This window comes from Sulfuriferula nivalis (assembly GCF_009937995.1).
In the GTDB taxonomy this organism is placed as follows: Bacteria; Pseudomonadota; Gammaproteobacteria; order Burkholderiales; family Sulfuriferulaceae; genus Sulfuriferula; species Sulfuriferula nivalis.
This window is the reverse complement of record NZ_AP021881.1, coordinates 423,493-447,200: the sequence shown is the minus strand read 5'-3', so window position 1 is coordinate 447,200 and position 23,708 is coordinate 423,493. Positions and strand designations below refer to the sequence as shown.

General features: G+C 48.4%; 26 protein-coding genes and 1 tRNA gene. 24 read left to right on the top strand and 3 right to left on the bottom strand.

Going from position 1 to position 23,708, the window contains the following annotated elements:
- Positions 1 to 16: 16 nt before the first annotated feature.
- Together SFSGTM_RS02370 and alr are read left to right on the top strand one after the other, a co-directional pair.
- Entirely contained in the window at positions 17 to 1,405 is a 1,389-nt protein-coding gene (locus SFSGTM_RS02370; RefSeq protein WP_162083758.1) for a replicative DNA helicase, read from the top strand.
- Positions 1,406 to 2,473 (top strand): alanine racemase, encoded by a 1,068-nt coding sequence (gene alr, locus SFSGTM_RS02365; protein WP_162083757.1) that lies wholly within the window; start codon positions 1,406 to 1,408, stop codon positions 2,471 to 2,473.
- 72 nt (positions 2,474 to 2,545) lie between these two features.
- Here alr and SFSGTM_RS02360 read toward each other — a convergent pair whose 3' ends face one another.
- The gene (locus SFSGTM_RS02360; protein ID WP_162083756.1) at positions 2,546 to 3,112 is read right to left on the bottom strand and encodes a c-type cytochrome; all 567 of its coding nucleotides are present in this window, start codon (positions 3,110 to 3,112) and stop codon (positions 2,546 to 2,548) included.
- A 163-nt stretch (positions 3,113 to 3,275) separates the two neighbouring features.
- Here SFSGTM_RS02360 and SFSGTM_RS02355 point away from each other — a divergent pair.
- Positions 3,276 to 3,352 (top strand) — tRNA-Arg (locus tag SFSGTM_RS02355).
- Positions 3,353 to 3,440: 88 nt separating this feature from the next.
- Here the strand turns inward: SFSGTM_RS02355 and SFSGTM_RS02350 are convergent.
- Positions 3,441 to 3,878: a hypothetical protein gene (locus tag SFSGTM_RS02350; protein ID WP_162083755.1), complete on the bottom strand. Its 438-nt coding sequence runs from the start codon at positions 3,876 to 3,878 to the stop codon at positions 3,441 to 3,443.
- An 88-nt stretch (positions 3,879 to 3,966) separates the two neighbouring features.
- Entirely contained in the window at positions 3,967 to 5,592 is a 1,626-nt protein-coding gene (gene nifA, locus SFSGTM_RS02345; RefSeq protein ID WP_162083754.1) for a nif-specific transcriptional activator NifA, read from the bottom strand.
- Positions 5,593 to 5,961: 369 nt separating this feature from the next.
- Here nifA and SFSGTM_RS02340 point away from each other — a divergent pair, with 369 nt between their 5' ends.
- The 21 genes from SFSGTM_RS02340 (at position 5,962) to SFSGTM_RS02240 (ending at position 23,683) form a co-directional block, all read left to right on the top strand.
- Complete coding sequence (locus SFSGTM_RS02340) at positions 5,962 to 6,225, top strand: FmdB family zinc ribbon protein (protein ID WP_332836248.1); 264 nt, start codon at positions 5,962 to 5,964, stop codon at positions 6,223 to 6,225.
- 258 nt (positions 6,226 to 6,483) lie between these two features.
- Entirely contained in the window at positions 6,484 to 7,695 is a 1,212-nt protein-coding gene (locus SFSGTM_RS02335) for an IscS subfamily cysteine desulfurase (RefSeq protein WP_162083752.1), read from the top strand.
- 15 nt (positions 7,696 to 7,710) lie between these two features.
- A complete protein-coding gene (iscU, locus tag SFSGTM_RS02330) occupies positions 7,711 to 8,136 on the top strand; it encodes a Fe-S cluster assembly scaffold IscU (protein WP_162083751.1) in 426 nt (141 codons plus the stop codon).
- Between the two features lie 43 nt (positions 8,137 to 8,179).
- The gene (erpA, locus tag SFSGTM_RS02325; protein ID WP_162086173.1) at positions 8,180 to 8,548 is read left to right on the top strand and encodes an iron-sulfur cluster insertion protein ErpA; all 369 of its coding nucleotides are present in this window, start codon (positions 8,180 to 8,182) and stop codon (positions 8,546 to 8,548) included.
- Positions 8,549 to 8,569: 21 nt separating this feature from the next.
- Positions 8,570 to 8,893, top strand: a complete 324-nt coding sequence (gene iscA, locus SFSGTM_RS02320; RefSeq protein WP_162083750.1) for an iron-sulfur cluster assembly protein IscA — start codon at positions 8,570 to 8,572, stop codon at positions 8,891 to 8,893.
- A 33-nt stretch (positions 8,894 to 8,926) separates the two neighbouring features.
- Positions 8,927 to 10,810, top strand: a complete 1,884-nt coding sequence (gene hscA / locus SFSGTM_RS02315; protein WP_162083749.1) for a Fe-S protein assembly chaperone HscA — start codon at positions 8,927 to 8,929, stop codon at positions 10,808 to 10,810.
- A gap of 23 nt (positions 10,811 to 10,833) precedes the next feature.
- Positions 10,834 to 11,172 (top strand): ISC system 2Fe-2S type ferredoxin, encoded by a 339-nt coding sequence (gene fdx / locus SFSGTM_RS02310; protein WP_162083748.1) that lies wholly within the window; start codon positions 10,834 to 10,836, stop codon positions 11,170 to 11,172.
- A gap of 222 nt (positions 11,173 to 11,394) precedes the next feature.
- Positions 11,395 to 12,549, top strand: a complete 1,155-nt coding sequence (gene nifV, locus SFSGTM_RS02305; protein WP_232526025.1) for a homocitrate synthase — start codon at positions 11,395 to 11,397, stop codon at positions 12,547 to 12,549.
- Positions 12,550 to 12,566: 17 nt separating this feature from the next.
- A complete protein-coding gene (gene cysE / locus SFSGTM_RS02300; RefSeq protein ID WP_162086171.1) occupies positions 12,567 to 13,400 on the top strand; it encodes a serine O-acetyltransferase in 834 nt (277 codons plus the stop codon).
- A gap of 12 nt (positions 13,401 to 13,412) precedes the next feature.
- Positions 13,413 to 13,742, top strand: coding sequence for a nitrogenase-stabilizing/protective protein NifW (nifW, locus tag SFSGTM_RS02295; protein WP_162083747.1), 330 nt, complete (start codon positions 13,413 to 13,415; stop codon positions 13,740 to 13,742).
- A gap of 10 nt (positions 13,743 to 13,752) precedes the next feature.
- Positions 13,753 to 14,598, top strand: coding sequence for an electron transfer flavoprotein subunit beta/FixA family protein (locus tag SFSGTM_RS02290; RefSeq protein ID WP_162083746.1), 846 nt, complete (start codon positions 13,753 to 13,755; stop codon positions 14,596 to 14,598).
- A 33-nt stretch (positions 14,599 to 14,631) separates the two neighbouring features.
- The gene (locus SFSGTM_RS02285; protein ID WP_162083745.1) at positions 14,632 to 15,729 is read left to right on the top strand and encodes an electron transfer flavoprotein subunit alpha/FixB family protein; all 1,098 of its coding nucleotides are present in this window, start codon (positions 14,632 to 14,634) and stop codon (positions 15,727 to 15,729) included.
- 11 nt (positions 15,730 to 15,740) lie between these two features.
- Positions 15,741 to 17,039 carry an FAD-dependent oxidoreductase gene (locus tag SFSGTM_RS02280; protein WP_162083744.1) on the top strand — a complete coding sequence of 433 codons (1,299 nt, stop codon included), beginning with the start codon at positions 15,741 to 15,743 and terminating at the stop codon, positions 17,037 to 17,039.
- Positions 17,036 to 17,332, top strand: a complete 297-nt coding sequence (locus SFSGTM_RS02275) for a ferredoxin family protein (RefSeq protein WP_162083743.1) — start codon at positions 17,036 to 17,038, stop codon at positions 17,330 to 17,332. The genes SFSGTM_RS02280 and SFSGTM_RS02275 overlap by 4 nt, the downstream gene beginning before the upstream one ends.
- 34 nt (positions 17,333 to 17,366) lie before the next feature.
- On the top strand, positions 17,367 to 18,599 hold the full coding sequence (locus SFSGTM_RS02270) for an FprA family A-type flavoprotein (RefSeq protein WP_198420604.1): 1,233 nt from the start codon (positions 17,367 to 17,369) through the stop codon (positions 18,597 to 18,599).
- Positions 18,600 to 18,653: 54 nt separating this feature from the next.
- Positions 18,654 to 19,013 (top strand): 2Fe-2S iron-sulfur cluster-binding protein, encoded by a 360-nt coding sequence (locus SFSGTM_RS02265; protein WP_162083741.1) that lies wholly within the window; start codon positions 18,654 to 18,656, stop codon positions 19,011 to 19,013.
- Between the two features lie 27 nt (positions 19,014 to 19,040).
- Positions 19,041 to 19,328: a 2Fe-2S iron-sulfur cluster-binding protein gene (locus tag SFSGTM_RS02260; protein WP_162083740.1), complete on the top strand. Its 288-nt coding sequence runs from the start codon at positions 19,041 to 19,043 to the stop codon at positions 19,326 to 19,328.
- 33 nt (positions 19,329 to 19,361) lie between these two features.
- Positions 19,362 to 19,685: a (2Fe-2S) ferredoxin domain-containing protein gene (locus SFSGTM_RS02255; protein WP_162083739.1), complete on the top strand. Its 324-nt coding sequence runs from the start codon at positions 19,362 to 19,364 to the stop codon at positions 19,683 to 19,685.
- Positions 19,685 to 20,176, top strand: a complete 492-nt coding sequence (locus tag SFSGTM_RS02250) for a hypothetical protein (protein ID WP_162083738.1) — start codon at positions 19,685 to 19,687, stop codon at positions 20,174 to 20,176. Before SFSGTM_RS02255 ends, SFSGTM_RS02250 begins: the two co-directional genes overlap by 1 nt.
- An 862-nt stretch (positions 20,177 to 21,038) precedes the next feature.
- Positions 21,039 to 22,844: a putative bifunctional diguanylate cyclase/phosphodiesterase gene (locus tag SFSGTM_RS02245; protein WP_162083737.1), complete on the top strand. Its 1,806-nt coding sequence runs from the start codon at positions 21,039 to 21,041 to the stop codon at positions 22,842 to 22,844.
- The gene (locus SFSGTM_RS02240) at positions 22,844 to 23,683 is read left to right on the top strand and encodes a response regulator (RefSeq protein ID WP_162083736.1); all 840 of its coding nucleotides are present in this window, start codon (positions 22,844 to 22,846) and stop codon (positions 23,681 to 23,683) included. The genes SFSGTM_RS02245 and SFSGTM_RS02240 overlap by 1 nt, the downstream gene beginning before the upstream one ends.
- Positions 23,684 to 23,708: the final 25 nt, after the last annotated feature.

Sequence of the window (23,708 nt, the reverse complement as noted above, 5' to 3'; positions counted from 1 at the left end):
ATCCGCGTTCCAGACCATGAGCCAATTTTCACCCCCTGTTGATAAAGAACTTGCCGCCATTAAATTGCCGCCGCATTCAGTTGAGGCAGAGCAATCCATACTGGGTGGGCTGTTACTGGAAAACAACGCCTGGGATAAAATTGCTGACGTTGTTACGCGACAAGATTTCTATCGCCATGATCACAAGCTGATCTATCAGGCAGTAACAAAACTACTCGAGCAAGGCAAACCCGCTGACGTCGTTACCATAGGCGAGCATCTGGAAAACATGGGTGAACTGGGTAATGTGGGTGGCTTATCCTATCTGGTAGCTTTGGCACAAAACACGCCGTCAGCTGCCAACATTCGACGCTATGCGGAAATCGTGCGCGACCGTTCGATTATGCGTAAGCTGGTCGAAGTCGGCACAGATATCGCTGAATCCGCCTATAGCCCGGCTGGACGCTCTGCTAATGACTTACTGGATCAGGCCGAATCCAAAGTATTCGACATCGCTGAAGCGGGTGCACGCAGCCAGCAAGGTTTTCTGGAAATGAAACCATTGCTTACGCAAGTCGTTGAACGCATCGATGAACTTTTTAGCCGTGATAATCAAAGTGACGTTACCGGCATACCCACAGGCTTTGCTGATCTGGATGCAAAAACCGCAGGATTACAGGGAGGTGACCTGATCATCGTCGCAGGTCGTCCGTCTATGGGTAAAACCGCATTCTCTATTAACATGGGTGAAAACATCGCCATAGACAGCGGCCTTCCCGTGGCCATCTTCTCCATGGAAATGGGTGGCTCCCAGCTAGTCATGCGTATGCTAGGTTCGATAGGCCGACTGGATCAACATAAACTACGCACAGGTAAGCTGCAAGATGACGACTGGCAAAAACTGACTTATGCCGTCGGCAAACTCAACGATGCGCCCATCTTTATCGACGAAACACCCGCACTGAATTCGCTTGAGCTCCGCGCCCGCGCCCGCCGCCTGCATCGGCAATGTGGCAAGCTTGGCCTGATTATCATCGACTATATTCAGTTAATGTCCAGCGTATCCAGCGGCGAAAACCGCGCTACAGAAGTTTCTGAAATATCACGCTCACTCAAAGGACTGGCTAAAGAACTCAACTGCCCAGTCATCGCCTTGTCTCAGCTCAACCGCTCACTGGAACAGCGCCCTAACAAGCGCCCTGTCATGTCCGACTTACGTGAATCCGGCGCGATTGAGCAAGATGCTGACGTAATATTGTTTATTTATCGTGATGAAGTCTATAACCCTGACAGCCCGGACAAAGGCAGCGCAGAAATCATCATTGGTAAACAGCGTAACGGCCCTATCGGTACAGTACGACTCACCTTCCTGGGTGAACATACCCGTTTTGAAAACTACGCCAGCGGACAAAGCGGGGACTATTAATTGTCACGTCCGATATTTGCGCATATCGACACCGAAGCGCTACAACATAACTTATCGGTTACTCGTCGCCACGCGCCTCATTCCCGTGTCATGGCAGTGGTCAAGGCTAATGGATATGGCCATGGTCTGGCGCGTGTTGCCTACGCGCTGTGGGATGCCGATGGTTTTGCCGTTGCTTCAGTAGATGAAGCCATACAATTACGCGACCTCGGCTGGATCAAACCCATACTGCTATTAGAAGGAATATTTGATGCGTCAGAAATCAGCCTGTGCGTCACACATCAATTAAGTCTGGTTATTCATAACAGTGAACAAATCAACTGGTTACGCGCCGCCAAATTAAAACAATCCATACCCGTATTTATCAAATTCAATAGCGGCATGAATCGCCTGGGATTCCCGCCCGCAAACTTCCGCATAGCTTTAGCGCAAATTCAGTCTATACCCACACTCTCGCCCATTACATTAATGAGCCATTTTGCGACTGCAGATGATCAATATGGCATAGCCACGCAACTGGCGGAGATACAGCAACATTTTGCACTACTGCCTTATCCTATGAGTCTGGCCAACTCCGCAGCTATCCTGCGTTACCCAGATACACATCGTGACTGGGTACGTCCTGGCATTTCACTCTATGGCGCATCACCATTCGCTGACACATCTGCTGCCAGCTTAAACTTACGCCCAGCGATGACCCTGCACAGTCAAATCATTGCCATACAGACACTCAAAACCGGTGATGCACTGGGTTATGGCCGTTTATGGGTTGCTGACCGTGATAGTCGTATTGGTGTCGTCGCCTGTGGTTATGCCGATGGCTATCCACGCCATGCAGTTACTGGCACACCCATATTGGTCAATGGCGTACGTACCCGCACTCTGGGGCGAGTTTCCATGGATATGTTATTTGTCGATCTGACTGAAATCCCCGATGCCAAGGTAGGAAGCCAGGTGATATTGTGGGGACAGGGTTTACCTGTTGAAGACGTCGCCGCAGCAGCCGGGACTATCAGTTATGAATTACTCTGTGCTCGTGCGCAGCGTGTACCCGAACGTACTTTATAACCACTTACCAAACAGACAACAGGCAATAAAAAAGGCGCTCTGCAATAGAGCGCCTTTTTAACGAGCACTAACTTATTTTGCTGCTGGTGCTGGCGCAGCTGCTGCCGGAGCTGCACCCGCTGGTGCAGCAGCAGGCGCTTTTGCTTCAGGCGGTGTAAACTTAGCACCACCTGCATTCGCCATGAAAGCCACCGCATTTGCGATTTCAGTATCAGTCAAATCAGGATTACCACCACGTGCTGGCATTTGACGAATACCGCTTAAAGCATGCTGAATCAAAGTATCATAACCTTGCTTAATACGAGGACCCCAAGCACTTTTATCTTGGTATTTTGGTGAACCCAATGCCCCAGTACCATGGCAACCGATACAAACAGCAGCAAATACTTCAGCGCCTGTTTTATCAACATGCACTGCATTAGGATCAGCCAGACTAATTTCGCCTACTGGATGAATACGTTCCTCAACAGCCGCATCGTTATACGCCATTGATTCTTCATGGGAGTGACTACCTTGTATCTTTGCCACTAAACCTACAATCAACAAAATCGCAAATAGCGGTGCAAACAAACCACCCCACAAAGCAAAAAAGAATTGCTGGGGAGTCGTTTTAGTCATTTTTGCATGTTCATCACTCATTACTGCATCCTTAAAAAATGTCATAAATTTTGAATAACCGCGATTATAACGTCAATTCTTCAATCGCAAAAGCACCATATGAAAAATCCACCTATCAACAACATGGATAAATACCAAATCTATAGACGTTAACCCTTAAAATCGCTATGCTGTCGAACTCAAAGCGCCCGTAGCTCAGATGGATAGAGTATTGGTTTCCGAAGCCAAGGGTCACTGGTTCGACTCCAGTCGGGCGCACCAACAAAATTGATTTACAAATAAAAGTTTGAAGACAATTTGCTTATCTCCAATATTTAGATTTGTCGCTCCACGACCCAATACAGCAGGCTCACCCTCCACTCATCACCAAATCAAACGCTAGTCGTAGCAGGTTTAGCTCTATCATCGGCGTGCCACGCATTTCACTGATAGATTTGAATAAACCGCCATTAGGTTCTATTGCTGCCTTAGGTGCATCAAGGGTAGTAAAGCATAGAAGATGGATGCGAATTGGACCTGAACTACTGTGCATCCATACTTGAAAACCTGGGACAGATCTTATTTCAGCCAGATTGTAGCCATACAATGCAGATAACGCTGCCATTACTACTTCCGGTGCATAGTATTCGCCAATATCAACAGGCTCAGCCATGACACTGGCATCTTCTGGCAAAGGTACCGGCGCCAATATGCTAGTTCCATATCGCGCAAACACTGAGGCCGCACTATAGCTGTCAAAATGGCACAAAATCACGCGATTATGTTCAAATACGCTTGTACTTTCCATTGCCGCCCTAACTCAAATTTAAGTAACGAAATACTTAACGAACATTCTGACCCAGCCGTATTGCAATTACCACGATACTTGCCAACCCTCAGAATTTCTTCACTTCTATGTTGTATTTCAATAACGCGTAACCCATCTGCCTTGGTGAAATATTAAGCAAACGTGCCGCTTTCGCCTGTACCCAACCACATTGTTCCAGTGCCCATATCAACCGTTCGCGCTCAGTGGATGGAGGCGATACGGCAACAGGTTCAGAAACCACATGCTCATGACTGGCACTATCAGTTATCGCAGGCTTCTTTTCAGCGTGCACAGGTTGAATGACAATGGGAATAGGCACGACATCGCCGTGCAGTGTCTGAGTGAGACATTTGGCATGCTGACAAGGAAAGTCGACTTCGCGAACAACACTGGTACGTGCCATAGTAGCTGTACGCTCTACACAATTTTCTAATTCGCGCACATTACCTGGCCAGTAACAGTTAACCAGCACTTGCATAGACTCAGGCGACAAAGTAAGTTTGCGCTTGTTTTCTTGATTAAATTTACTGAGAAAACGTTCCACCAGATAAGGTATATCTTCGCGCCGGTCACGCAGCGGTGGAAGGAATATACTTACTACATTGATGCGGTAATAAAGATCAGCCCGAAACTCACCCTTAGACACCGCCTGTTCCAGATTGCGGTTAGTCGCAGTAATCAAACGTACATTGACCTTTATGGAACGATTACCACCAACGCGCTCAAATTCTCGCTCCTGTAATACACGCAACAGCTTGGCCTGAAATGCGGGCGAAATATCGCCGATCTCATCCAGAAACAGCGTTCCGCCGTGAGCTTGCTCAAAGCGTCCCTTACGTTCAGCTTGTGCACCCGTGAAAGCGCCTTTTTCATGGCCAAACAATTCAGATTCGAGTAGGGTTTCAGTCAACGCAGCACAATTAACTTTAATAAAGGGGCCGTCCTTACGTGGGCTGAGAAAATGTACACCACGAGCAATGACTTCCTTACCAGTACCGCTCTCACCACGCAGTAACACAGTAGCATTTCCAGGCGCGGCCTGATGCACTTGCGCGAAAACTTCCTGCATGGGCTTGGAGTAGCCTACTACATTATCTAGACTGTATTTACCATGCAATTCGCTTTTCAGACGTTGCTGCTCCTGCAGTAGTAGTGCTCGATCTGCCGTTACAGTTTGGTTCAAACGCACAACCTGCCCAATCAGATTAGCCACCATTGTCAATAGCTGAACATCATCCTGAAATTTTTGACCCTGTTTTTCTGCCAAGCGATCTATACTCAACACACCGATCGTTTCTGATCCAGCCTTAATCGGCACACCAATAAAAGCAATAGGATGGGTTGCTACTTCGTCTAGCGAGCCTGTACGATTGAGAAAAAGCGGCTCCTTGGAAATATCGTGCACAACGACTGGCATACCCGTTTGCAGGATACGACCTGTTACACCTTCCCCAGAGTTAAAACGTCCGCGCTTAAATTCATCCGCCGACAAGCCGCTTGCACCAATTAAATGCAACTCACCTGACTCTTGCAACAAACTAATCATCCCTCGACGCGTATCCAAGTTAATGGATAACAGATTTAAAACCTCACGGAACGTCTTGGACAAATCGAGCGAAGAGCTCAGAATTTTGCCAACTTCATAAATGGTGGACAACTCCAAACGCCTATTTACATCCAGTGTTTTAGCCATTTGTCACTCCTAAATTCCATATTGGATACGCTTGCTTAAAGCCCAAATATCGCCACCAAACTTATGATATAAAGATAATCATATCGTTAGATTACCCACCGAATACCTTGGCATGTTTTTACAATACCTAAATAATGTTTCTCTAATGCAAAAAATGTACCCAGAATCAAGTTGGACAAACACTTACAAATCACTGACATGCAATTTGCTCAACAAGCACGCTCTTATTTACTGGCAAACCGCCTATTTCATCTCGGAAACACGGTATCTAATAAAAAAATCTTTTTATAATCATGAACGCATAACTCGGGAGCAATTAACACATGCCATCAAACAGTAATGGCATTTTTTTTGCTACTAGGACTATAGATGTACATTTTTGTAAGCTTTCCTACAGGAGGATATATGCCTATTTATGATTACCATTGTAGCAATTGCAACAATAAATTCGAGTTACTGGTCCGATCTACCACCGTAATAGCATGCCCGGAATGTGGTAGCGCACAACTGGAAAAACTCGTGTCCATGCCTATGCCCAAAAGCAAGATTGACGTCTTGCGCAAACGTGCACGTAGTCATGCAGCCCGCGAAGGCCATTTCAGTAATTACAAACCCTCAGAAATCCCCAAATAAATAAAATCCGCAGGCACGCATTTATATTTAAGTGTGCCTGCACATAACGCTACACCTTCCCGCCCTAACGCTTACATTTTGTCGTTAACGATTTGTACCAAATCATACAAATCCAACAATCTTCACCAACCCACGATAATAAAATAAATATCATAAAATCAATTACTTATAAAATAATATCGCATTGGTACGCTATTTGCTGATAGTGGAACGTACTCACTGTTAACCGACAAACTTTACTCGCGATACAACGACACTATGCCCAAGTCACCTATATATCTCGACTATTCCGCAACCACCCCGGTTGATCCGCGCGTGGCGCAGAAAATGATTCCCTATCTGACCGTGATGTTTGGTAATCCGGCCAGTCGTTCACACGCTTACGGCTGGGATGCTGACAAAGCTGTCGAGGAGGCGCGCGAACAAGTTGCCAAACTGATCAATGCCGACTCCAAAGAAATTGTGTGGACATCCGGCGCAACCGAATCCAACAATTTAGCGATCAAGGGCGCGGCGCATTTCTACAAAGCTAAAGGCAAGCATCTGATCACGGTAAAGACCGAACACAAGGCAATTATCGATACCTGCCGTGAACTCGAACGCGAGGGTTTTGAAGTCACCTATCTGGATACGCGCGAAGACGGCCTGCTCGACTTGGACGTATTCAAACAGGCAATACGCCCAGACACCATCCTGGCATCGGTGATGTTCGTTAATAACGAGATCGGCGTAATTCAGCCAATTGCTGAACTAGGCCAGATCTGCCGTGACAAAGGCATTATTTTTCACGTTGATTCTGCGCAAGCGACCGGCAAGGTAGAAATTGATCTCAGCAAACTCAAAGTAGACCTGATGTCGTTTTCCGCCCACAAAACTTATGGCCCTAAAGGCATAGGCGCGCTATACGTACGCCGCAAGCCGCGTATACGTCTGGAAGCGCAGATGCATGGTGGCGGTCACGAACGCGGCATGCGTTCTGGCACGCTGGCCACTCACCAGATTGTCGGTATGGGCGAGGCTTACCGGATTGCCGCCGAAGAAATGACTGCCGAAAACGCACGTATCCGCCAGCTGCGCGATCGCCTGCTCGCCGGCTTCATGGAGCTGGAAGAAGTTTATGTGAACGGTGACATGACCCAGCGCGTACCGCACAACCTCAACATCAGCTTCAACTATGTCGAGGGCGAATCGTTGCTAATGGCGATCAAGGACATTGCGGTTTCCAGCGGTTCCGCCTGTACCTCGGCCAGTCTGGAACCCTCCTACGTGCTGCGCGCACTGGGTCGCAACGACGAACTGGCACACAGCTCCATCCGCTTCAGTCTGGGGCGCTTCACTACGGTAGAGGAAGTGGATTTCGCGATCAAACTGATTAAGGAAAAAATCGGCAAACTGCGCGAGCTGTCGCCGCTATGGGATATGTACAAGGACGGCATCGACATCAACTCGGTGCAATGGGCTGCACACTAAATTCAGGAGAACACTATGTCATACAGCGACAAACTCATAGACCATTACGAAAACCCGCGCAACGTCGGTACCTTTGACAAGGACGACGACAGCGTAGCCACCGGCATGGTCGGCGCACCTGCATGCGGTGACGTAATGAAATTGCAAATTAAGGTCAATGCTGATGGCGTAATCGAAGACGCAAAATTCAAGACCTACGGATGCGGTTCTGCAATTGCATCCAGTTCGCTGGTAACCGAGTGGGTTAAAGGCAAAACACTGGAACAGGCGCTGGATATCAAAAACACCGCCATTGCCGAAGAGCTGGCTTTACCGCCGGTAAAAATCCACTGCTCCATCCTCGCCGAAGATGCGATCAAGGCAGCCGTGGCGGATTATCGCTCCAAACACGAAGCAGGCGAAACCGACTATCCAATCTGCGCACCCGTTGCCACCCATTGATATTTTAACCGCTGATAAACAGGAGCTGACCATGTTAGAAACCATGACTGAAACCACCCAACCGGCAAATTTCACCGACTTTGCCACTCCGATCCAGTTCTCTGAAAGTGCTGCACTGAAAGTGAAAGACATGATCGTGGAAGAAGGCAATCCGAAATTAAATTTACGCGCTTATGTCACCGGTGGTGGCTGTTCCGGCTTCCAGTATGGTTTTGCCTTTGACGAAACCATCAACGAAGACGACACCTGCATCGCCAAGCATGGCGTCAATCTGATCGTGGATGCGGTGAGTTTCCAGTATCTGGCCGGTGCCGAAATCGATTATGAAGACGGTCTGGAAGGCGCCCGTTTTCTCATCAAGAACCCAAATGCAGCTTCCACTTGTGGTTGCGGCAGTTCGTTCTCGATGTAAACGCAACCCAAGGAGACCATTATGACCGTCACCCTGACTGAAAGCGCAGCTAAACGCATCAGCAGTTTTATCGAAAAGCGCGGTAAAGGCGTTGGCCTGCGCTTGGCGGTTAAAACCAGCGGCTGTTCAGGCTTGGCTTATGCCATCGAATTTGCTGACGAAACCGCAGAAGATGACTTGCTGTTTGAAAGCTACGGCGTAAGCGTATTAGTCGATCCGAAAAGCCATGTTTTTCTGGCAGGTACCGAACTGGACTTTGTGCGCGAAGGCTTGAATGAGGGCTTCAAATTCAACAATCCCAACGTCAAGGATGCTTGCGGCTGTGGTGAGAGTTTCAAGGTCTGACCATTTTCTGACTAATAAACCGGGACTTTTATTATGGCACTGTTACAAATATCCGAACCCGGCCTGTCCGCCGCACCGCATCAACACCGGTTGGCGGTAGGTATTGATCTCGGCACGACCAATTCACTGGTAGCCAGCGTTATCAGCGGTTCGGGCACAGTCATTCGTGATGAACTCGACCGTAGTTTATTACCGTCAGTGGTTCGTTATCTGGCAGATGGCAGTATAGAGACGGGGCATACCGCGCTGGCTCAACAAAGTCGCGACGCCCTCAATACCATAGCCTCAGCCAAACGCCTGATGGGGCGTGGACTGGCAGATGTAGCAGACACAGCACAAATACCTTATCAACTAATTGACTCCCCAGGCATGGTCAGTATCGCTACTGCCGCGGGTATTAAAACACCAGTTGAAGTCGGCGCTGAAATACTAAAAGCCCTGCGCCTGCGCGCCGAAGCCGCACTAGGCGGTGAACTGACTGGTGTCGTTATCACTGTCCCTGCGTATTTTGATGATGCGCAACGCCAGGCCACCAAGGATGCGGCCAGATTGGCCGGGTTAACTGTGTTAAGACTATTGAATGAGCCAACGGCTGCTGCTATTGCCTACGGTCTGGATAATGCTGCCGAAGGTATATATGCCGTTTATGATCTGGGAGGTGGGACATTTGATATTTCCATCCTCAAACTATCACGAGGCATTTTCGAGGTACTGGCCACTAACGGTGATTCAGCACTGGGTGGTGATGATTTCGATCGTACCATTGCAAGCTGGATCATCGACCAATTGGCGCTGCCCGCACTGAACGCACATGATACACAACGACTGCTAACCCAGGCACGTGCAGCTAAAGAAGCATTATCGACTGAGACCATCACTCACATAAACACCACGCTGAGCAATGGCCGCACTGTTGATATCCTGTTGCCACGAGAAACTTTTGAGACCATCACCGCAGAGCTGGTGGCACGTTCACTCAAACCCACACGTAAAGCGTTGCGTGATGCAAAATTACGGATCGAAGACGTCAAAGGTGTAGTACTGGTTGGCGGTTCCACCCGCATGTTACATATACGTAAGGCAGTAGCCGACTATTTCCAGCAGACCCCTCTAACCAATGTCGACCCTGATCAGGTTGTCGCCCTTGGTGCGGCAATGCAGGCCAATGTACTGGCGGGTAATCGTGGTAACGAAGAATGGTTATTGCTGGATATCAACCCGCTATCGCTGGGTATAGAAACCATGGGCGGATTAGTGGAAAAAATCATCCCACGCAACGCCAGTATCCCGGTTGCACAGGCGCAGGAATTTACCACCTTCAAAGACGGTCAGACCGCCATGAGTTTTCATGTGCTGCAAGGCGAGCGTGAATTAGTGGCAGATTGCCGCTCACTGGCGCGCTTTGAATTACGTGGCATTCCAGCCATGGTTGCGGGTGCAGCACGTATCCGGGTAACGCTGCAAGTCGATGCCGACGGACTGTTAAATGTCAGTGCCCGCGAACAAAGCACGGGGATAGAAACATCTGTTATCGTCAAACCATCATATGGTTTGAGCGACACACAAGTTGCACAAATGCTGCAGGATGCCTACGGCAAAGCAGACATTGACATGCAAGTGCGTATGCTACGCGAAGCACAGGTAGATGCACGACGCCTGCTTGATGCCACTGATGCCGCCATTCATCAGGATGGCGACACATTGCTCTCTCCTGCCGAACGTATCACATTGACAAAAGCCATGCACGCACTGGCAGAAGTGATAGAAACTGGCGATGGTGACAGTTTGAAACCTCTCCGGCAGGCAAGTGATGCGCTCAACCAGGCTACCCAGAATTTCGCTGCCCGGCGCATGGATGCGAGTATACAACGCGCCCTCACCGGACATAAATTAACGGACCTGGAAAGCCACGTTTAGCCCCCACACCTGGAGAAATCGCGATGCCACAGATTACCATACTGCCTCATGACACCCTGTGTCCAGAAGGTGCAACATTCGCTGCCAAAGCAGGTGGTTTCCTGTGTGATGCTCTGCTTAAAAACAATATCGAACTAGAACACGCCTGTGAGAAATCCTGCGCCTGCGCCACTTGCCACGTCATCATTCATGAAGGATATGCCTCACTGACCGCACCTGAAGAAGATGAAGAAGATCAACTCGACAAAGCATGGGGACTCAATCCGCATTCACGTCTGGCCTGCCAGGTCGTGCTACGGCAAACTGACTTACTGGTGGAATTACCACGCTACTCACTCAATCTTGCGCACGAAGAACACTAAGCAAATTGAGTGTCCCTGACACTCAAACTTCGTACCTGCATTACCTCATCATATCTACACTGACAGCCCCTGTTACAAAAACGACAAACCCGACATTCGCCCCAATCCGCCTATAAAAACAAATCATTAAAATATACACAACACATTGAAAAATAAAGACTAAATTAAAAAATATCAAGTTGGCACAGCTATTGCTCAATATGATCTGAAGCACTATTCAACATGCTAACGGAAGCCAATGACATCATGGTAACGATCAACGACACCACACTACGCGATGGCGAACAAACCGCTGGGGTAGCATTCAGCGCAGACGAGAAAATCGCTATTGCCGAAGCGCTTTCGCGTGCAGGTGTACAAGAGTTGGAAATTGGCATTCCAGTGATGGGAACAGCTGAAATTGAATTAATTCAGGCGATAACCCATTTGCATTTACCAGCCAGACTCATGGCATGGGGACGCATGTGCGAATCTGATTTACTTGCTATTGCCCGTTGTAACGTCAACATTGTTAATCTTTCCATTCCAGTGTCGGATGTCCAAATCAAACACAAACTGGGACGTGATCGTGAATGGGTGCTGGAGCAGATACAGGCATTTGTACCACGCGCATTAGACCTTGGTTTTGAAGTATGTGTCGGTGGCGAAGATGCCTCACGCGCAGATAGTGATTTTCTGCTAACCGTAGCTGCAACTGTACAGCAAGCAGGCGCGCAACGCTTTCGCTTTGCAGACACACTAGGCTTGCTTGATCCGTTCGCCACTTATGGACGTCTCAACCTGCTACGTCAGGAAGTCGATATCGACCTTGAAATGCATGCGCATAATGATTTGGGGCTGGCTACTGCCAATACACTGGCAGCCATACTCGCTGGTGCTACTCACGCCAATACAACGGTAAACGGACTAGGTGAACGCGCCGGCAATGCGCCACTGGAAGAAGTCGTCATGTCACTGCGACATCTCTATAGCATCGAGAGCAATATTGATACAACACAATTCCCGCACATCTCACAGCTGGTAGCGGCCGCCTCCGGACGACCTGTTCCAGTGAACAAAAGCATAGTTGGCGATGCAGTTTTCACCCATGAATCAGGCATCCATGTGGATGGCATTATCAAGAACCCACTCAACTACGAAGGCTTCAGCCCGACTGAAGTTGGTCGGGAACACCGCACTGTATTAGGTAAACATTCAGGTTCACATTCAGTCATTGATGCCTACGCCAAGCTTGGGCTAATCCTCAGCGAGCTGGAAGCACATTCGTTGCTAAATATGATACGGATACATGCCATCCTCACCAAATGCACACCCAGCGTCGATGATTTAAAGCGTTTCTATCTAGAAAATGCTGCCTGTACAGGTATGCCATCGTGATTAACGAGAAACCCACCATGACTGCACTGGCTGACAACCCTACCCAAGCAGCCCCACAGGTTGAAGCATTGTCTAAGCCAACCTTATGGGGAATGGTGCACGAGGATATCACCTGTGTATTTGAGCGCGACCCGGCTGCCCGCAATATGCTGGAAGTAGTCAGCCTTTATCCTGGCGTTCATGCACTGCTGCTGTATCGCGTCGCCCATGCATTATGGCGGCGCAAACTACGCTATGGCGGACGCTGTATCAGTTTTATTGCACGCATGCTAACGCAAATCGACATCCATCCGGGCGCAACTATAGGACGCCGTTTTTTCATCGACCACGGCTGCGGCGTTGTCATCGGTGAAACTGCAGAAATTGGCAATGACGTTACCCTGTATCACGGTGTCACTCTTGGTGGTACGACGTGGAATCCTGGCAAACGTCACCCAACACTGAACGATGGCGTAGTAGTAGGTGCCGGGGCAAAGATACTGGGCCCAATCACCATTGGCCAGAATGCCCGCATAGCCGCCAATTCCGTAGTAATAGAAGATATTAGCGCAGAGATGACCGTGGTCGGCATTCCTGGTCGCATGGTGTTGCCCAAGCATCAGCGCCGCATTACAGCAGATGGCATTGATCTCGACCACCACCGCATGCCTGACCCAGTTGGTAAAGCCATCAGCTGTTTGCTAGACCGCATTGCCGGGTTAGAGCAGCAAGTGGCAAAACTGGCAGGTGAAGATAGCACTGTCGGCATTTGCCAAACCTGCGATAGCGATAATTGTGCACAACCCACTTTCGATGGCAGCCTGAAAGCTGACACCACCCAGACATCGAAACATTCATCCAAACATCACTAAGGAGAAACTGCTATGAGTGAAATGATACAACAATTGAAACAATTTTCTGCCGCTGAAGAGTTCCTTAACTATTTTGGAATTCCTTACGATGAGACAGTCGTTAATGTAAACCGACTACACATCCTCAAGCGCTTCTATCAGTACATGCGTCAGGATAAAAGTCCTGAAGTGCTAGACGAAGTTGCCTTGTTCAAACAGTACCGGGGATTTTTGATGCGTGCTTATGAAGATTTCGTTAACTCCAATGCCGCACAGGAAAAAGTATTCAAAGTATTTCAGGATGCTGAAGCCAAAAGTTTTGGTCTGGATAAACTCAGATCCACGCTGCCTACGGTGAGTTAAGGAGACAGCCATGCATATCGTCGTCTGTATCAAGCAAGTACCAGATAGCGCACAGATACGTGTCCACCCAGTGACTAATACCATCATGCGCCAGGGTGTACCCGCCATCGTCAATCCCTACGATTTATTTTCTCTGGAAGAGGCGCTACGTCTGAAAGACAAGCACGGTGGTCGTGTCACGGTGATCAGCATGGGCCCCCCGCAGGCAGAAGGTGCATTGAAGAAATGCATTGCCTTCGGTGCTGACGCTGCCATTCTGGTTACCGATCGCGCCTTTGCTGGTGCCGATACCTTGGCGACTTCATTTGCACTGGCTTCTGCCATCCAGCAGATAGAGAAGGACATGAAAGTAGACATGGTCTTCGCTGGCAAACAGACCATAGACGGCGACACTGCACAGGTTGGCCCTGGCATTGCCAAGCGACTGAATATGCAATTACTCACCTATGTCTCGCAAATTGACACGCTGGATATGAGCAAGGGAGAAATTCAGGTACAACGCCGTGCCGAAGGCGGCGTGCAAGTCCTGCAAACCAAACTGCCGTGCCTTATCACCATGCTCGAAGGTACCAACGAAATGCGTTTTGCCACCATGGAAAACATGTTCCGCGCTGCGCGTTACCCAGTCAATTTCTGGAACAAGGATACAGCCGGTATCGAAGACGTCAGCAAAATCGGTTTAAAAGGTTCACCGACGCTGGTGAGCAAGGTGTTCGCGCCACAGCCCAACACCAAACCCGCCGAAATCATCGACACCGAAAGCCACGAACCACGCGACATTTCGCTGACGCTGATAAACAAGCTGTTCACTCAGCATCCGAAACTGTGCGACAGCATAGTCAAGCAAGCAGCCTGAACAGCAAGCCGGCATATTTAAGCGAGGTAGATCATGAGCGAAACAAACGCAGCACCAGCAAAAAAACCCGCAGGACGCGGTAATTTTGAACTCGACGAACGACTCAAAGCCTATAAAGGCGTCTGGGTCTTCATCGAACACGAACGCGGTGAAGTGCACCCGGTATCGTGGGAATTGCTGGGCGAAGGCCGCAAACTGGCCGACAAGTTAGGTGTTGAATTATCTGGCGTGGTCATGGGAGCGCCGGGACTACCCACGCGACGCTTCTGTGAGGAATCTTTCTTCCACGGTGCCGACAATTGCTATCTGATCGAAGATACTGTCCTCAGCAATTATCGCAATGAATCCTTTACCAAAGGGCTCACCGATCTGGTCAACGCCTACCAACCAGAAATCCTGTTGCTCGGTGCAACCACCCAGGGACGTGATCTGGCTGGTAGCGTCGCTACTACGTTACAAACGGGTCTTACCGCTGACTGTACCGAGCTGAATATAGATCCGGACAATCGGGGTCTGGCAGCAACACGCCCAACTTTCGGCGGCAGCCTGCTGTGCACCATCATCACCAAGAATTACCGTCCGCAAATGGCAACCATACGCCCGCGGGTGATGTCCATGCCCGACCGCAACGCCACTCGCACAGGTCGCATCATCGAGCACCCACTAGGGCTGATCGAGACCAGCATTATCACCAAAGTTTTGGCATACATACCCGACGAAAACCAGGACAAACCTCAGCTGCCGTTTGCCGACATCATCATTGCTGGCGGTCGCGGCATGAAGAAACCAGAAAACTTCCAGCTGATATGGGATTTAGCACAAGTGCTAGGCGCAGAAGTCGGTGCTACACGGCCAGTGGTACAGGCAGGCTGGGTAGATGCCGAACGTCAAGTCGGGCAATCGGGCAAAACCGTACGTCCCAAGCTCTACATCGCTGCCGGCATATCTGGCGCGATCCAGCACCGCGTCGGCATGGAAGGCTCGGACGTCATTATTGCCATCAATAACGACCCGAACGCCGCCATTTTCGAATTCGCCACTTACGGCATCGTCGGCAACGCCATGACCATACTGCCGGCGCTGACGGAAACATTCAAGCAACAACTCGCAGTCGCGCGCGTGGCGAGCTAAAGGAGAAAATCATGGCTGAAAAATTTGATGCTATCGTAGTCGGCGCGGGGCCTTCCGGCAATGCCGCCGCCTACACCATGGCGAAAGCCGGACTCAAGGTATTACAACTGGAGCGTGGTGAATACCCGGGTTCAAAGAACGTACAAGGCGCGATCCTGTATTCGGATGCACTGGAAAAAATCATCCCCGATTTCCGCGACGACGCACCGCTGGAACGCCACATCATCGAGCAACGCATGTGGGTGCTGGATGATGAATCCTATGTGGGCTCCAATTATCGTTCGGATGACTTCAATAAGCCACCGTACAACCGCTACACCATCATCCGCGCCCAGTTCGACAAGTGGTTCTCGGAGAAAGTGCAGGAAGCTGGCGCGATGCTGATCTGCGAAACGACCGTTTCCGACCTGCTGATGGACGGCAAACGTGTCATCGGCGTACAGACCGACCGCCTTGGTGGCTCTATCTATGCCGACATCGTCATCCTCGCCGACGGAGTCAATTCGCTGCTCGCCACCAAAGCCGGGTTCCACCCCGAACTGGAACCGAAAAACGTAGCGCTGGCGGTGAAGGAAATCCACTTCATGCCGCAGGAAACCGTGGAAGCGCGCTTTAACGTCAACGGCGACGCGGGTGTGGTCATCGAAATGGCAGGCAAAATCACCAAAGGCATGATGGGAACAGGCTTCCTCTACACCAACAAAGAATCGCTGACCATAGGCGTAGGCTGCATGCTCTCCGATCTCAAGCAGCAGAAAATCACACCGTATCAGCTGCTGGAAGAAATGAAAGCCCACCCTTCCATCGCCCCGATACTGGAAGGCGGCGAAATGAAGGAATACACCGCACATCTGATCCCCGAGGGCGGCTACAAGGCGATTCCGGAATTATGCGGCGACGGCTGGATGATAGTCGGCGACTCCGGCATGTTCGTCAACGCCATGCACCGCGAAGGCTCCAATCTGGCGATGACCACTGGCTGTTTTGCTGCAGAAACGGTGATCGAACTCGCTGCCGAGCAAAAACCATTTACGGCAAAAAATCTGGCGCGCTATCGCGAAAAACTGAATGAATCCTTCGTCATCAAGGATCTGAAGAAATACAAGAACATGCCCGATGTGTTCCATGCCAATCCGCAATTCTTCACGACTTATCCGGAAATGCTCAATCAGGCCGCGCACAAGATGCTGCGGGTTGACGGCATCGACAAGAAGACCAAGGAAAAGCAGATCATGGCCAATTTCAAACAACGGCGTTCGCTGTTCGGACTGATGGGCGACGCCTATAAACTGTGGAGGGCTTTCGAATGAGCACCAACGTCAAAGTCGAAGAAAAGCTGTTCCAGAACCGTTATCGCGTTGATGCCGGACGCCCGCACATCCAGATCAAGGATGAAGAATTATGTGCGTCAGAGTGTGAAACCCAGCAATGCACTGTATGTTGCCCAGCTGGCTGCTACACACTGGAAGGTAACGGCCGCGTCGTACTGATTACCGACGGTTGTCTGGAATGCGGCACCTGTCGCATCATCTGCAACGATCATCGCAACGTGGCCTGGGAATATCCGCGCGGCGGCTACGGCGTGCTGTTTAAATTCGGCTAATATCATGTCCAGGCATGAAGCTACGGCTGAGCCGATGGCAGTGACCGACAGGGTCCACTGGATAGGCGCATTCGACCCGAAGATGCGTACTTTCGACGTTATTCTCAAGACGCCGAACGGTACCACCTACAATGCCTATCTGGTACGCGGCTCCGAAGGCGTCGCGGTCATCGACACCGTCAAGGCTGAAACAGCCGACCAGTTTTTTACCCGGCTGGAAGCGGTTGCAGACTATAGCGAAATCAAGGTCATCGTACTCAATCATCTGGAGCCGGATCACTCTGGCGCGTTACCGGAACTGATGCGTCGTGCACCGCAGGCAACACTGTACATTTCAGATGCCGCTCAGCTCATGCTCAAGGCGCTGCTTAACAACAGCAACATCGCCTATACGCCGGTCACCACCAACGATCGCGTCAGTCTTGGCGACCGCACTTTACGTTTTTTAAATACGCCTTACCTGCACTGGCCGGATACGCAATGCACTTATCTGGAAGAAGAAGGCGTACTGTTCTCCGGTGACGTGTTCGGCTGCCACTATTGTGACGAACAGCTGTTCAACGACAGCGTGGGCGACTTCCGCTTCTCCTTCGAATACTATTACTCGCATATCATGCGGCCATTCAAGCAGTATGTGCTGAGTGCACTGGAGCTGATCGAACCGTTACAGATCAACCTTATTGCACCCACGCACGGCCCTATCCTGCGCGACCATCCACGTCATTACGTTGAACGCTACCGTGAACTGTCCACACCTCAACTGCATCTGGAAATCGACCATGACGTCAAAACCATGCTTATTTTCTACATCAGCTCCTATGGCAACACCATGCACATGGCAGAAGCAATACGTGATGGCGCGCTGGAAATCGGCGGCTTTCGTATTTCCCTGTATGACCTGGAAGGTGGAGAAGTCGAACCCTTTGTTGACTTGGTCGAAGATGCAGATGCTATTTTAGTCGGTTCGCCCACCATCAATGGTGATGCAGTAAAGCCAGTATGGGATCTGCTGTCTTCCTTCGCCAAAATCAACGTAAAAGGCAAAGTTGCAGGCGCATTTGGTTCCTATGGCTGGTCAGGCGAAGCGGTGCGTATGGTCGAGGACAGGCTAAGAGGTCTAAAAATGCGCGTACCCGCTGGCGGCTTGCGTATCAAGCTTATTCCGAGCGATGTCGAACTGGAAGACTGTCGGGATTATGGTCGGGATATTGGTGCTTTTCTCATGGGCAAACCACGCGCACGGGAAATAGATATGTCTCAACTGTAGCGACAAACAATGTGGATAACATCCAATTTATAAACTCAATATCGGGAAATAATCATGGCTAAGGCGAAAATAAAATTTGCAGATGTCAATGTCACTGTCACAGTACCCGTTGGCACACGCATCATCGAAATATCAGAAAAAGTAGGCTCTTACATCGCTTACAACTGCCGTGAAGGGGATTGTGGCAGCTGTTTATTTACTGTGCTTGACGGTGCAGAAAATCTCTCCACGCCCTCCTCCCTGGAGGAAGCCACCTTATTCGCACACTTTCAGGAAGTGCTGGATGGCTGGCGTAGCGCAGGTGATCTTGAGTCACTTCAGTCTATGATGCGTCGTGAAAATTTTGCAGGAAAAACATGCCGTCTTGCCTGCCAGACACAAGTGTTCGGTGACGCTACCGTGGCGCCTATATAACCACCCACATATTCGAGGAGAACCGTCATGGCCAAAGCAATACTTACCTTCGCCGACATCGGCGTATCAGTCACGGTACCAGCAGGCACCCGCATCATAGAAGTCTCGGAAAAGGTCGGCGCAGGCATTGTTTACGGCTGCCGCGAAAGTGATTGTGGCACTTGCTTAACTGAAATCGTTACGGGCATGGAGAATCTGTCTATCCCCTCCCCCATAGAACTCGCCACGCTCGCTGAAAAAAAGGCCAAGGCCAATATGCGCCTTGCCTGCCAGACGCTGGTGCTCGGTGATGTGACGATAAAACCAGGTTACTGAATACACAACTTTACTTCTTAAAGGGGAAACACCATGTCCAAGCCAGTCAAACACGTATTTGTCTGTTCACAATCTCGCCCTGCTGGTCATCCACGCGGCTCATGTGCACAAAAAGGCTGTAACGACGTATTGCAGACATTCTGGCAAGAACTGCAAAAGCGCAATGCCTATGACCGTATCGCGGTGACTTATTCCGGCTGCCTCGGCCCCTGCGATCAAGGTGCAAACGTACTGGTCTATCCAGAAGGCATACTCTATGGCCATGTCACCAAAGAAGATGTTATGGAGATTCTCGATTCACACCTTATTAATGATGTACCTGTTGAACGTTTACGTGTTCCTGCAGGAAGCTGGTAATGAAATCCATGAATACTATCGGCGACCCGGTTGATCTGTTCGGTGGCGAAGCAAGCCCTGTCATCGCACAATTACTACAGGATGCTGCAGCCGCATATCAGCAAACCAGCCGCGCCGAAGCGATACTATGGAGTGCCCAGGCTATCAGCCCCACCTGCCTGCCAGTTTACTTCGCCCTGTACAAATTCTATTTCTATAAATTCCGTCTGGCAGATGCAGAAAAAGTAGCCCTGATGGGGTTGGCAACTGCCGCACAGAAGGGCGGTTTTTCTCCAGACTGGTCCCAGTTATCGATACAGAGCACAAACTGGAGCCCAACCGAAGAACCGCAACACTTCTACCTGTTTACCATCAAAGCACTGGCTTTCATCCGCCTGCGTCTGGGACGACGCGCTGAAAGCCTGGCGCTGCTCGACAAACTACGAGAACTGGATCCCAGTGATACAGTAGGCAGCTCAGTCATACGCGATCTGGCTGGTGAGGTGATCTAGCAATCAATCACTGATGCATTGAAACTGATGCTATTGCTTCCTGACGCGCCGACAACTGTAAAGGTAAGACTGAGCATTCCCCACCCTGAATGGGGATACAGTCTGAACGATATTACTACCGCCTCCTCGGCCAAAGGAGTCGGTCAGAAGAACTTAAAAACCATGCAAACGAATGCCTACTTTAATAATTCAGGACTGTTGACGCACTCCTAAAACTGATCACCTGTGCCTGTTTAGTTTTTAACAGTGGTTTATTTGCAACCTAAATCGTGAAATATTTCTGAAATGATATATACAATGAATATAAGTCTACGTGATTAGACCGATTGCTTTGCTTTTCTTTGCATAAAATAAGCAGGATGTTGATTTTATCTGATCAATATATAACACGCATTTACCTTGAATATATTCCAATGAGAATTTTTGATTGATAACTATCTCTATTGGAATTGTTGAGGGGCTTGGTTTATCATCTACTATGGCATTGATTTTTGAGTTGTAAGTAGTTTGCTAATAGCATTACAATTTACGCTGTCAGAAAAAATATAATAAAGCGACTATGGTTGCTCTAATGAGAGAGATAAAAATTTCAATAAAGTTGTGTGTTTAATGCGAGTATTCATAACTTTAGCAGCAGAAGTTATGTCTGTGTGATCTATTAAATTAAACCTGATGCTGTTATGTCAACTCAGTATAAACGTAAGCTATTTTCATAAAAATTTCAAATTGATTCAAGCTGGTGAATTAACAAACGTTATATGTTGTGTTGGTCAGTTTAGTAAATTATCGCTTGAATGTTATATCAACATAAACTCGTTGTGTTTGCGGTTCTGATGTGCTGTCTCAAATTAAAAGGATAATCATGGATAGAACGCTATTGTTGGTAGATGATGAAGATAATGTTATTGCATCATTGGTGCGTTTATTACGTCAAGATGGTTATCGAGTGTTGACAGCCAATAGTGGTAAAGCCGCATTAGAGGTTTTAGCAACGCATAGTGTTGGTGTAATTCTGACTGATCAACGTATGCCTGAAATGACCGGTGTAACATTGTTGGAAAAAGCTCGAGATGCTTATCCTGAAACAGTTCGTATGATTTTGAGTGGGTATGCTGACTTAACTTCAATCAAAGCTGCAATCAATCAAGGTGCAATTTATAAGTATCTGACTAAGCCATGGGATGACGAGACATTACGTGCAGATGTGTACTCGGCTTTTTTACAGTTTGAGTTGTCAAAAAAGCGAACTCAATTAGCTTATGAAATTGATGAAGCTAATAAACAGTTAGCGCTGATTAACCATGAATTGGTGATGAAGATTGATGAGAAAGATCGACGTATTGACCGAATTATGCATTACGATGGCATAACACATCTGCCAAACCGCTCCTTATTTGTTGAGCGATTACAACGCGCACTAGCTTATGCTGAACGTAGTGGGAAGTCGGTAGCGATCATGATGTTAGATCTTGATTTATTTAAAAAAATAAATGAATCATTAGGACATCCAGTTGGTGATAAGTTACTTGAGGTAGTGGCCGAAAGGCTGCAAGGCAGCATTCGTAAGGAAGATGCTGTTGCACGTGCAGGTGGAGATGAGTTTTGTTTCATGATGAGCGATTTTTCAGCGATTTATGAAGTCAGCGACAAAGCACAAGCATTTTTAAATCTACTTTCTATGCCATTTCTCATAGAAGGTAATGAGGTTTTTATCTCTTTTAGTATTGGCATTAGCATTTACCCTGTTGATGGGATGGATACTACCATTTTGCTCAAAAATGCTGAAACAGCTATGTATCATGCCAAGAGTGAAGGCAGGAACAATTTTCAGTTCTATGCAGAACAAATGAACGCCAGTGCGCTTCAGCGGCTTATGTTTGAAAGTAATCTACGCCGCGCATTGGAACGTAACGAGTTCATACTTCATTATCAACCGCAGATATATCTCGAAAGTGGACAAATTTTTGGGGTGGAGGCTCTGTTACGTTGGCAGCATCCCCAAAGAGGACTGATTCCGCCATCTGAGTTTATCCCTCTGTTGGAAGAAACTGGACTTATTATTCCCGTCGGAGAGTGGATATTTCGTACTGTAGCAGCACAAATCAAGGAGTGGCAAAACACAAACTCATCCATTTTACGGGTGGCTGTTAATTTATCGGCTGTGCAGTTTAGGCAAGCTGGATTAGGTGAGATGATAGTTTCCATAATGAACGAAGTTGGGTTGGATTGTGCCTCAGGTTGTCTGGAAGTTGAGCTGACTGAAAGCTTGGTAATGAAGGATGTAGAAGGAACTATTTCGGTATTGCAAATGCTTCATGATGTGGGTATGACAATCTCAATTGATGATTTTGGTACTGGTTATTCTTCTCTAAGCTATCTGAAACGTTTTCCGATTGATACGTTAAAAATTGATCAGTCATTTGTACGTAATTTAACAATTGATCAGAATGATGTGGCTATAGTCACTGCGATTATTGCGCTAGGTCATGGTCTTAAACTAAGAGTGATTGCTGAAGGTGTTGAGACGGTTGAGCAGATGGAATGTTTGAGAGCAATGAATTGTGATGAAATGCAGGGATATTTATTTAGTAAACCAGTACCTGCTGATGAAGTTACTCGTTTGTTGCAGCAAGGTGGCGAGTATCTTTTGAAAAAGAGGTGTATGTGATGGAACGAGTATTGTTGCTGGTTGATGATGAGGAAAATATAGCAGCAGCTATAGTGCGTTTGTTGCACCGAGATGGTTATAAAATTTTGCGCGCAAAAGGTGGTAAGGAGGGATTGGAGTTATTGTCCCAGAATCAGGTGGGCGTAATTATATCCGATCAACGTATGCCTGAAATGACTGGGGTAGAGTTCTTGAGTAAGGTGAAGGAATTGTATCCAGAAACGGTGCGTATCGTGTTAAGTGGTTATACCGATCTAAATTCGGTGACAGATGCAATTAACCGTGGGGCTATATATAAATTTCTGACTAAGCCTTGGGAAGATGATTTGCTGCGAGAAAATGTGGAGGAAGCGTTTAAACGGTATGAGCTGAAATTAGAAAATGTGCGATTGACTCAACAGCTCCAGGCAGCTAACGAAGCATTATCCGACATTAATTATGATCTTGAACAAAGGGTTGCGGATGCAACTCGTGAGATTCTACGTAATTTTCATGCACTTCAAATTTCACAGGATATTTTGGATTCCTTGCCAGTGGCCGTGGTCGGTGTGGGTGATGATGGTTTAATAGCAGTCGCTAACCAAAGAGCGCATAAATTATTTGGAATGCAGGGCAAATGTCCTTTGTTAGGTGAGATGGCCAGAGAGGTGTTACCTGAGGTATTGCTGACAGGACTAAAGGGGCACGCGTTGAATGAACAACCAAATAAGGAGCAAATGAAGCTTGTTAGTGGAGATGTATTTAACTATTGGTGTTATTCAATGTCAGCAACGTCTCATGTTAAGGGGGTAATACTTGTCGCTGATTCCGATGTGCTAGCTACAGGTGGTGACTTATGATGGCTTTGAAATTATTGAAGGTGGG

Coding starts and splice junctions, on each gene's coding strand:
- SFSGTM_RS02370 (WP_162083758.1), top strand. CDS start 17: ATGAGCCAATTTTCACCCCCTGTTGATAAAGAACTTGCCGCCATTAAA.
- SFSGTM_RS02360 (WP_162083756.1), bottom strand. CDS start 3,112: ATGAGTGATGAACATGCAAAAATGACTAAAACGACTCCCCAGCAATTC.
- SFSGTM_RS02350 (WP_162083755.1), bottom strand. CDS start 3,878: ATGGAAAGTACAAGCGTATTTGAACATAATCGCGTGATTTTGTGCCAT.
- nifA (WP_162083754.1), bottom strand. CDS start 5,592: ATGGCTAAAACACTGGATGTAAATAGGCGTTTGGAGTTGTCCACCATT.
- SFSGTM_RS02340 (WP_332836248.1), top strand. CDS start 5,962: ATGTACATTTTTGTAAGCTTTCCTACAGGAGGATATATGCCTATTTAT.
- SFSGTM_RS02335 (WP_162083752.1), top strand. CDS start 6,484: ATGCCCAAGTCACCTATATATCTCGACTATTCCGCAACCACCCCGGTT.
- iscU (WP_162083751.1), top strand. CDS start 7,711: ATGTCATACAGCGACAAACTCATAGACCATTACGAAAACCCGCGCAAC.
- erpA (WP_162086173.1), top strand. CDS start 8,180: ATGACTGAAACCACCCAACCGGCAAATTTCACCGACTTTGCCACTCCG.
- iscA (WP_162083750.1), top strand. CDS start 8,570: ATGACCGTCACCCTGACTGAAAGCGCAGCTAAACGCATCAGCAGTTTT.
- hscA (WP_162083749.1), top strand. CDS start 8,927: ATGGCACTGTTACAAATATCCGAACCCGGCCTGTCCGCCGCACCGCAT.
- fdx (WP_162083748.1), top strand. CDS start 10,834: ATGCCACAGATTACCATACTGCCTCATGACACCCTGTGTCCAGAAGGT.
- nifV (WP_232526025.1), top strand. CDS start 11,395: ATGCTAACGGAAGCCAATGACATCATGGTAACGATCAACGACACCACA.
- cysE (WP_162086171.1), top strand. CDS start 12,567: ATGACTGCACTGGCTGACAACCCTACCCAAGCAGCCCCACAGGTTGAA.
- nifW (WP_162083747.1), top strand. CDS start 13,413: ATGAGTGAAATGATACAACAATTGAAACAATTTTCTGCCGCTGAAGAG.
- SFSGTM_RS02290 (WP_162083746.1), top strand. CDS start 13,753: ATGCATATCGTCGTCTGTATCAAGCAAGTACCAGATAGCGCACAGATA.
- SFSGTM_RS02285 (WP_162083745.1), top strand. CDS start 14,632: ATGAGCGAAACAAACGCAGCACCAGCAAAAAAACCCGCAGGACGCGGT.
- SFSGTM_RS02280 (WP_162083744.1), top strand. CDS start 15,741: ATGGCTGAAAAATTTGATGCTATCGTAGTCGGCGCGGGGCCTTCCGGC.
- SFSGTM_RS02275 (WP_162083743.1), top strand. CDS start 17,036: ATGAGCACCAACGTCAAAGTCGAAGAAAAGCTGTTCCAGAACCGTTAT.
- SFSGTM_RS02270 (WP_198420604.1), top strand. CDS start 17,367: ATGGCAGTGACCGACAGGGTCCACTGGATAGGCGCATTCGACCCGAAG.
- SFSGTM_RS02265 (WP_162083741.1), top strand. CDS start 18,654: ATGGCTAAGGCGAAAATAAAATTTGCAGATGTCAATGTCACTGTCACA.
- SFSGTM_RS02260 (WP_162083740.1), top strand. CDS start 19,041: ATGGCCAAAGCAATACTTACCTTCGCCGACATCGGCGTATCAGTCACG.
- SFSGTM_RS02255 (WP_162083739.1), top strand. CDS start 19,362: ATGTCCAAGCCAGTCAAACACGTATTTGTCTGTTCACAATCTCGCCCT.
- SFSGTM_RS02250 (WP_162083738.1), top strand. CDS start 19,685: ATGAAATCCATGAATACTATCGGCGACCCGGTTGATCTGTTCGGTGGC.
- SFSGTM_RS02245 (WP_162083737.1), top strand. CDS start 21,039: ATGGATAGAACGCTATTGTTGGTAGATGATGAAGATAATGTTATTGCA.
- SFSGTM_RS02240 (WP_162083736.1), top strand. CDS start 22,844: ATGGAACGAGTATTGTTGCTGGTTGATGATGAGGAAAATATAGCAGCA.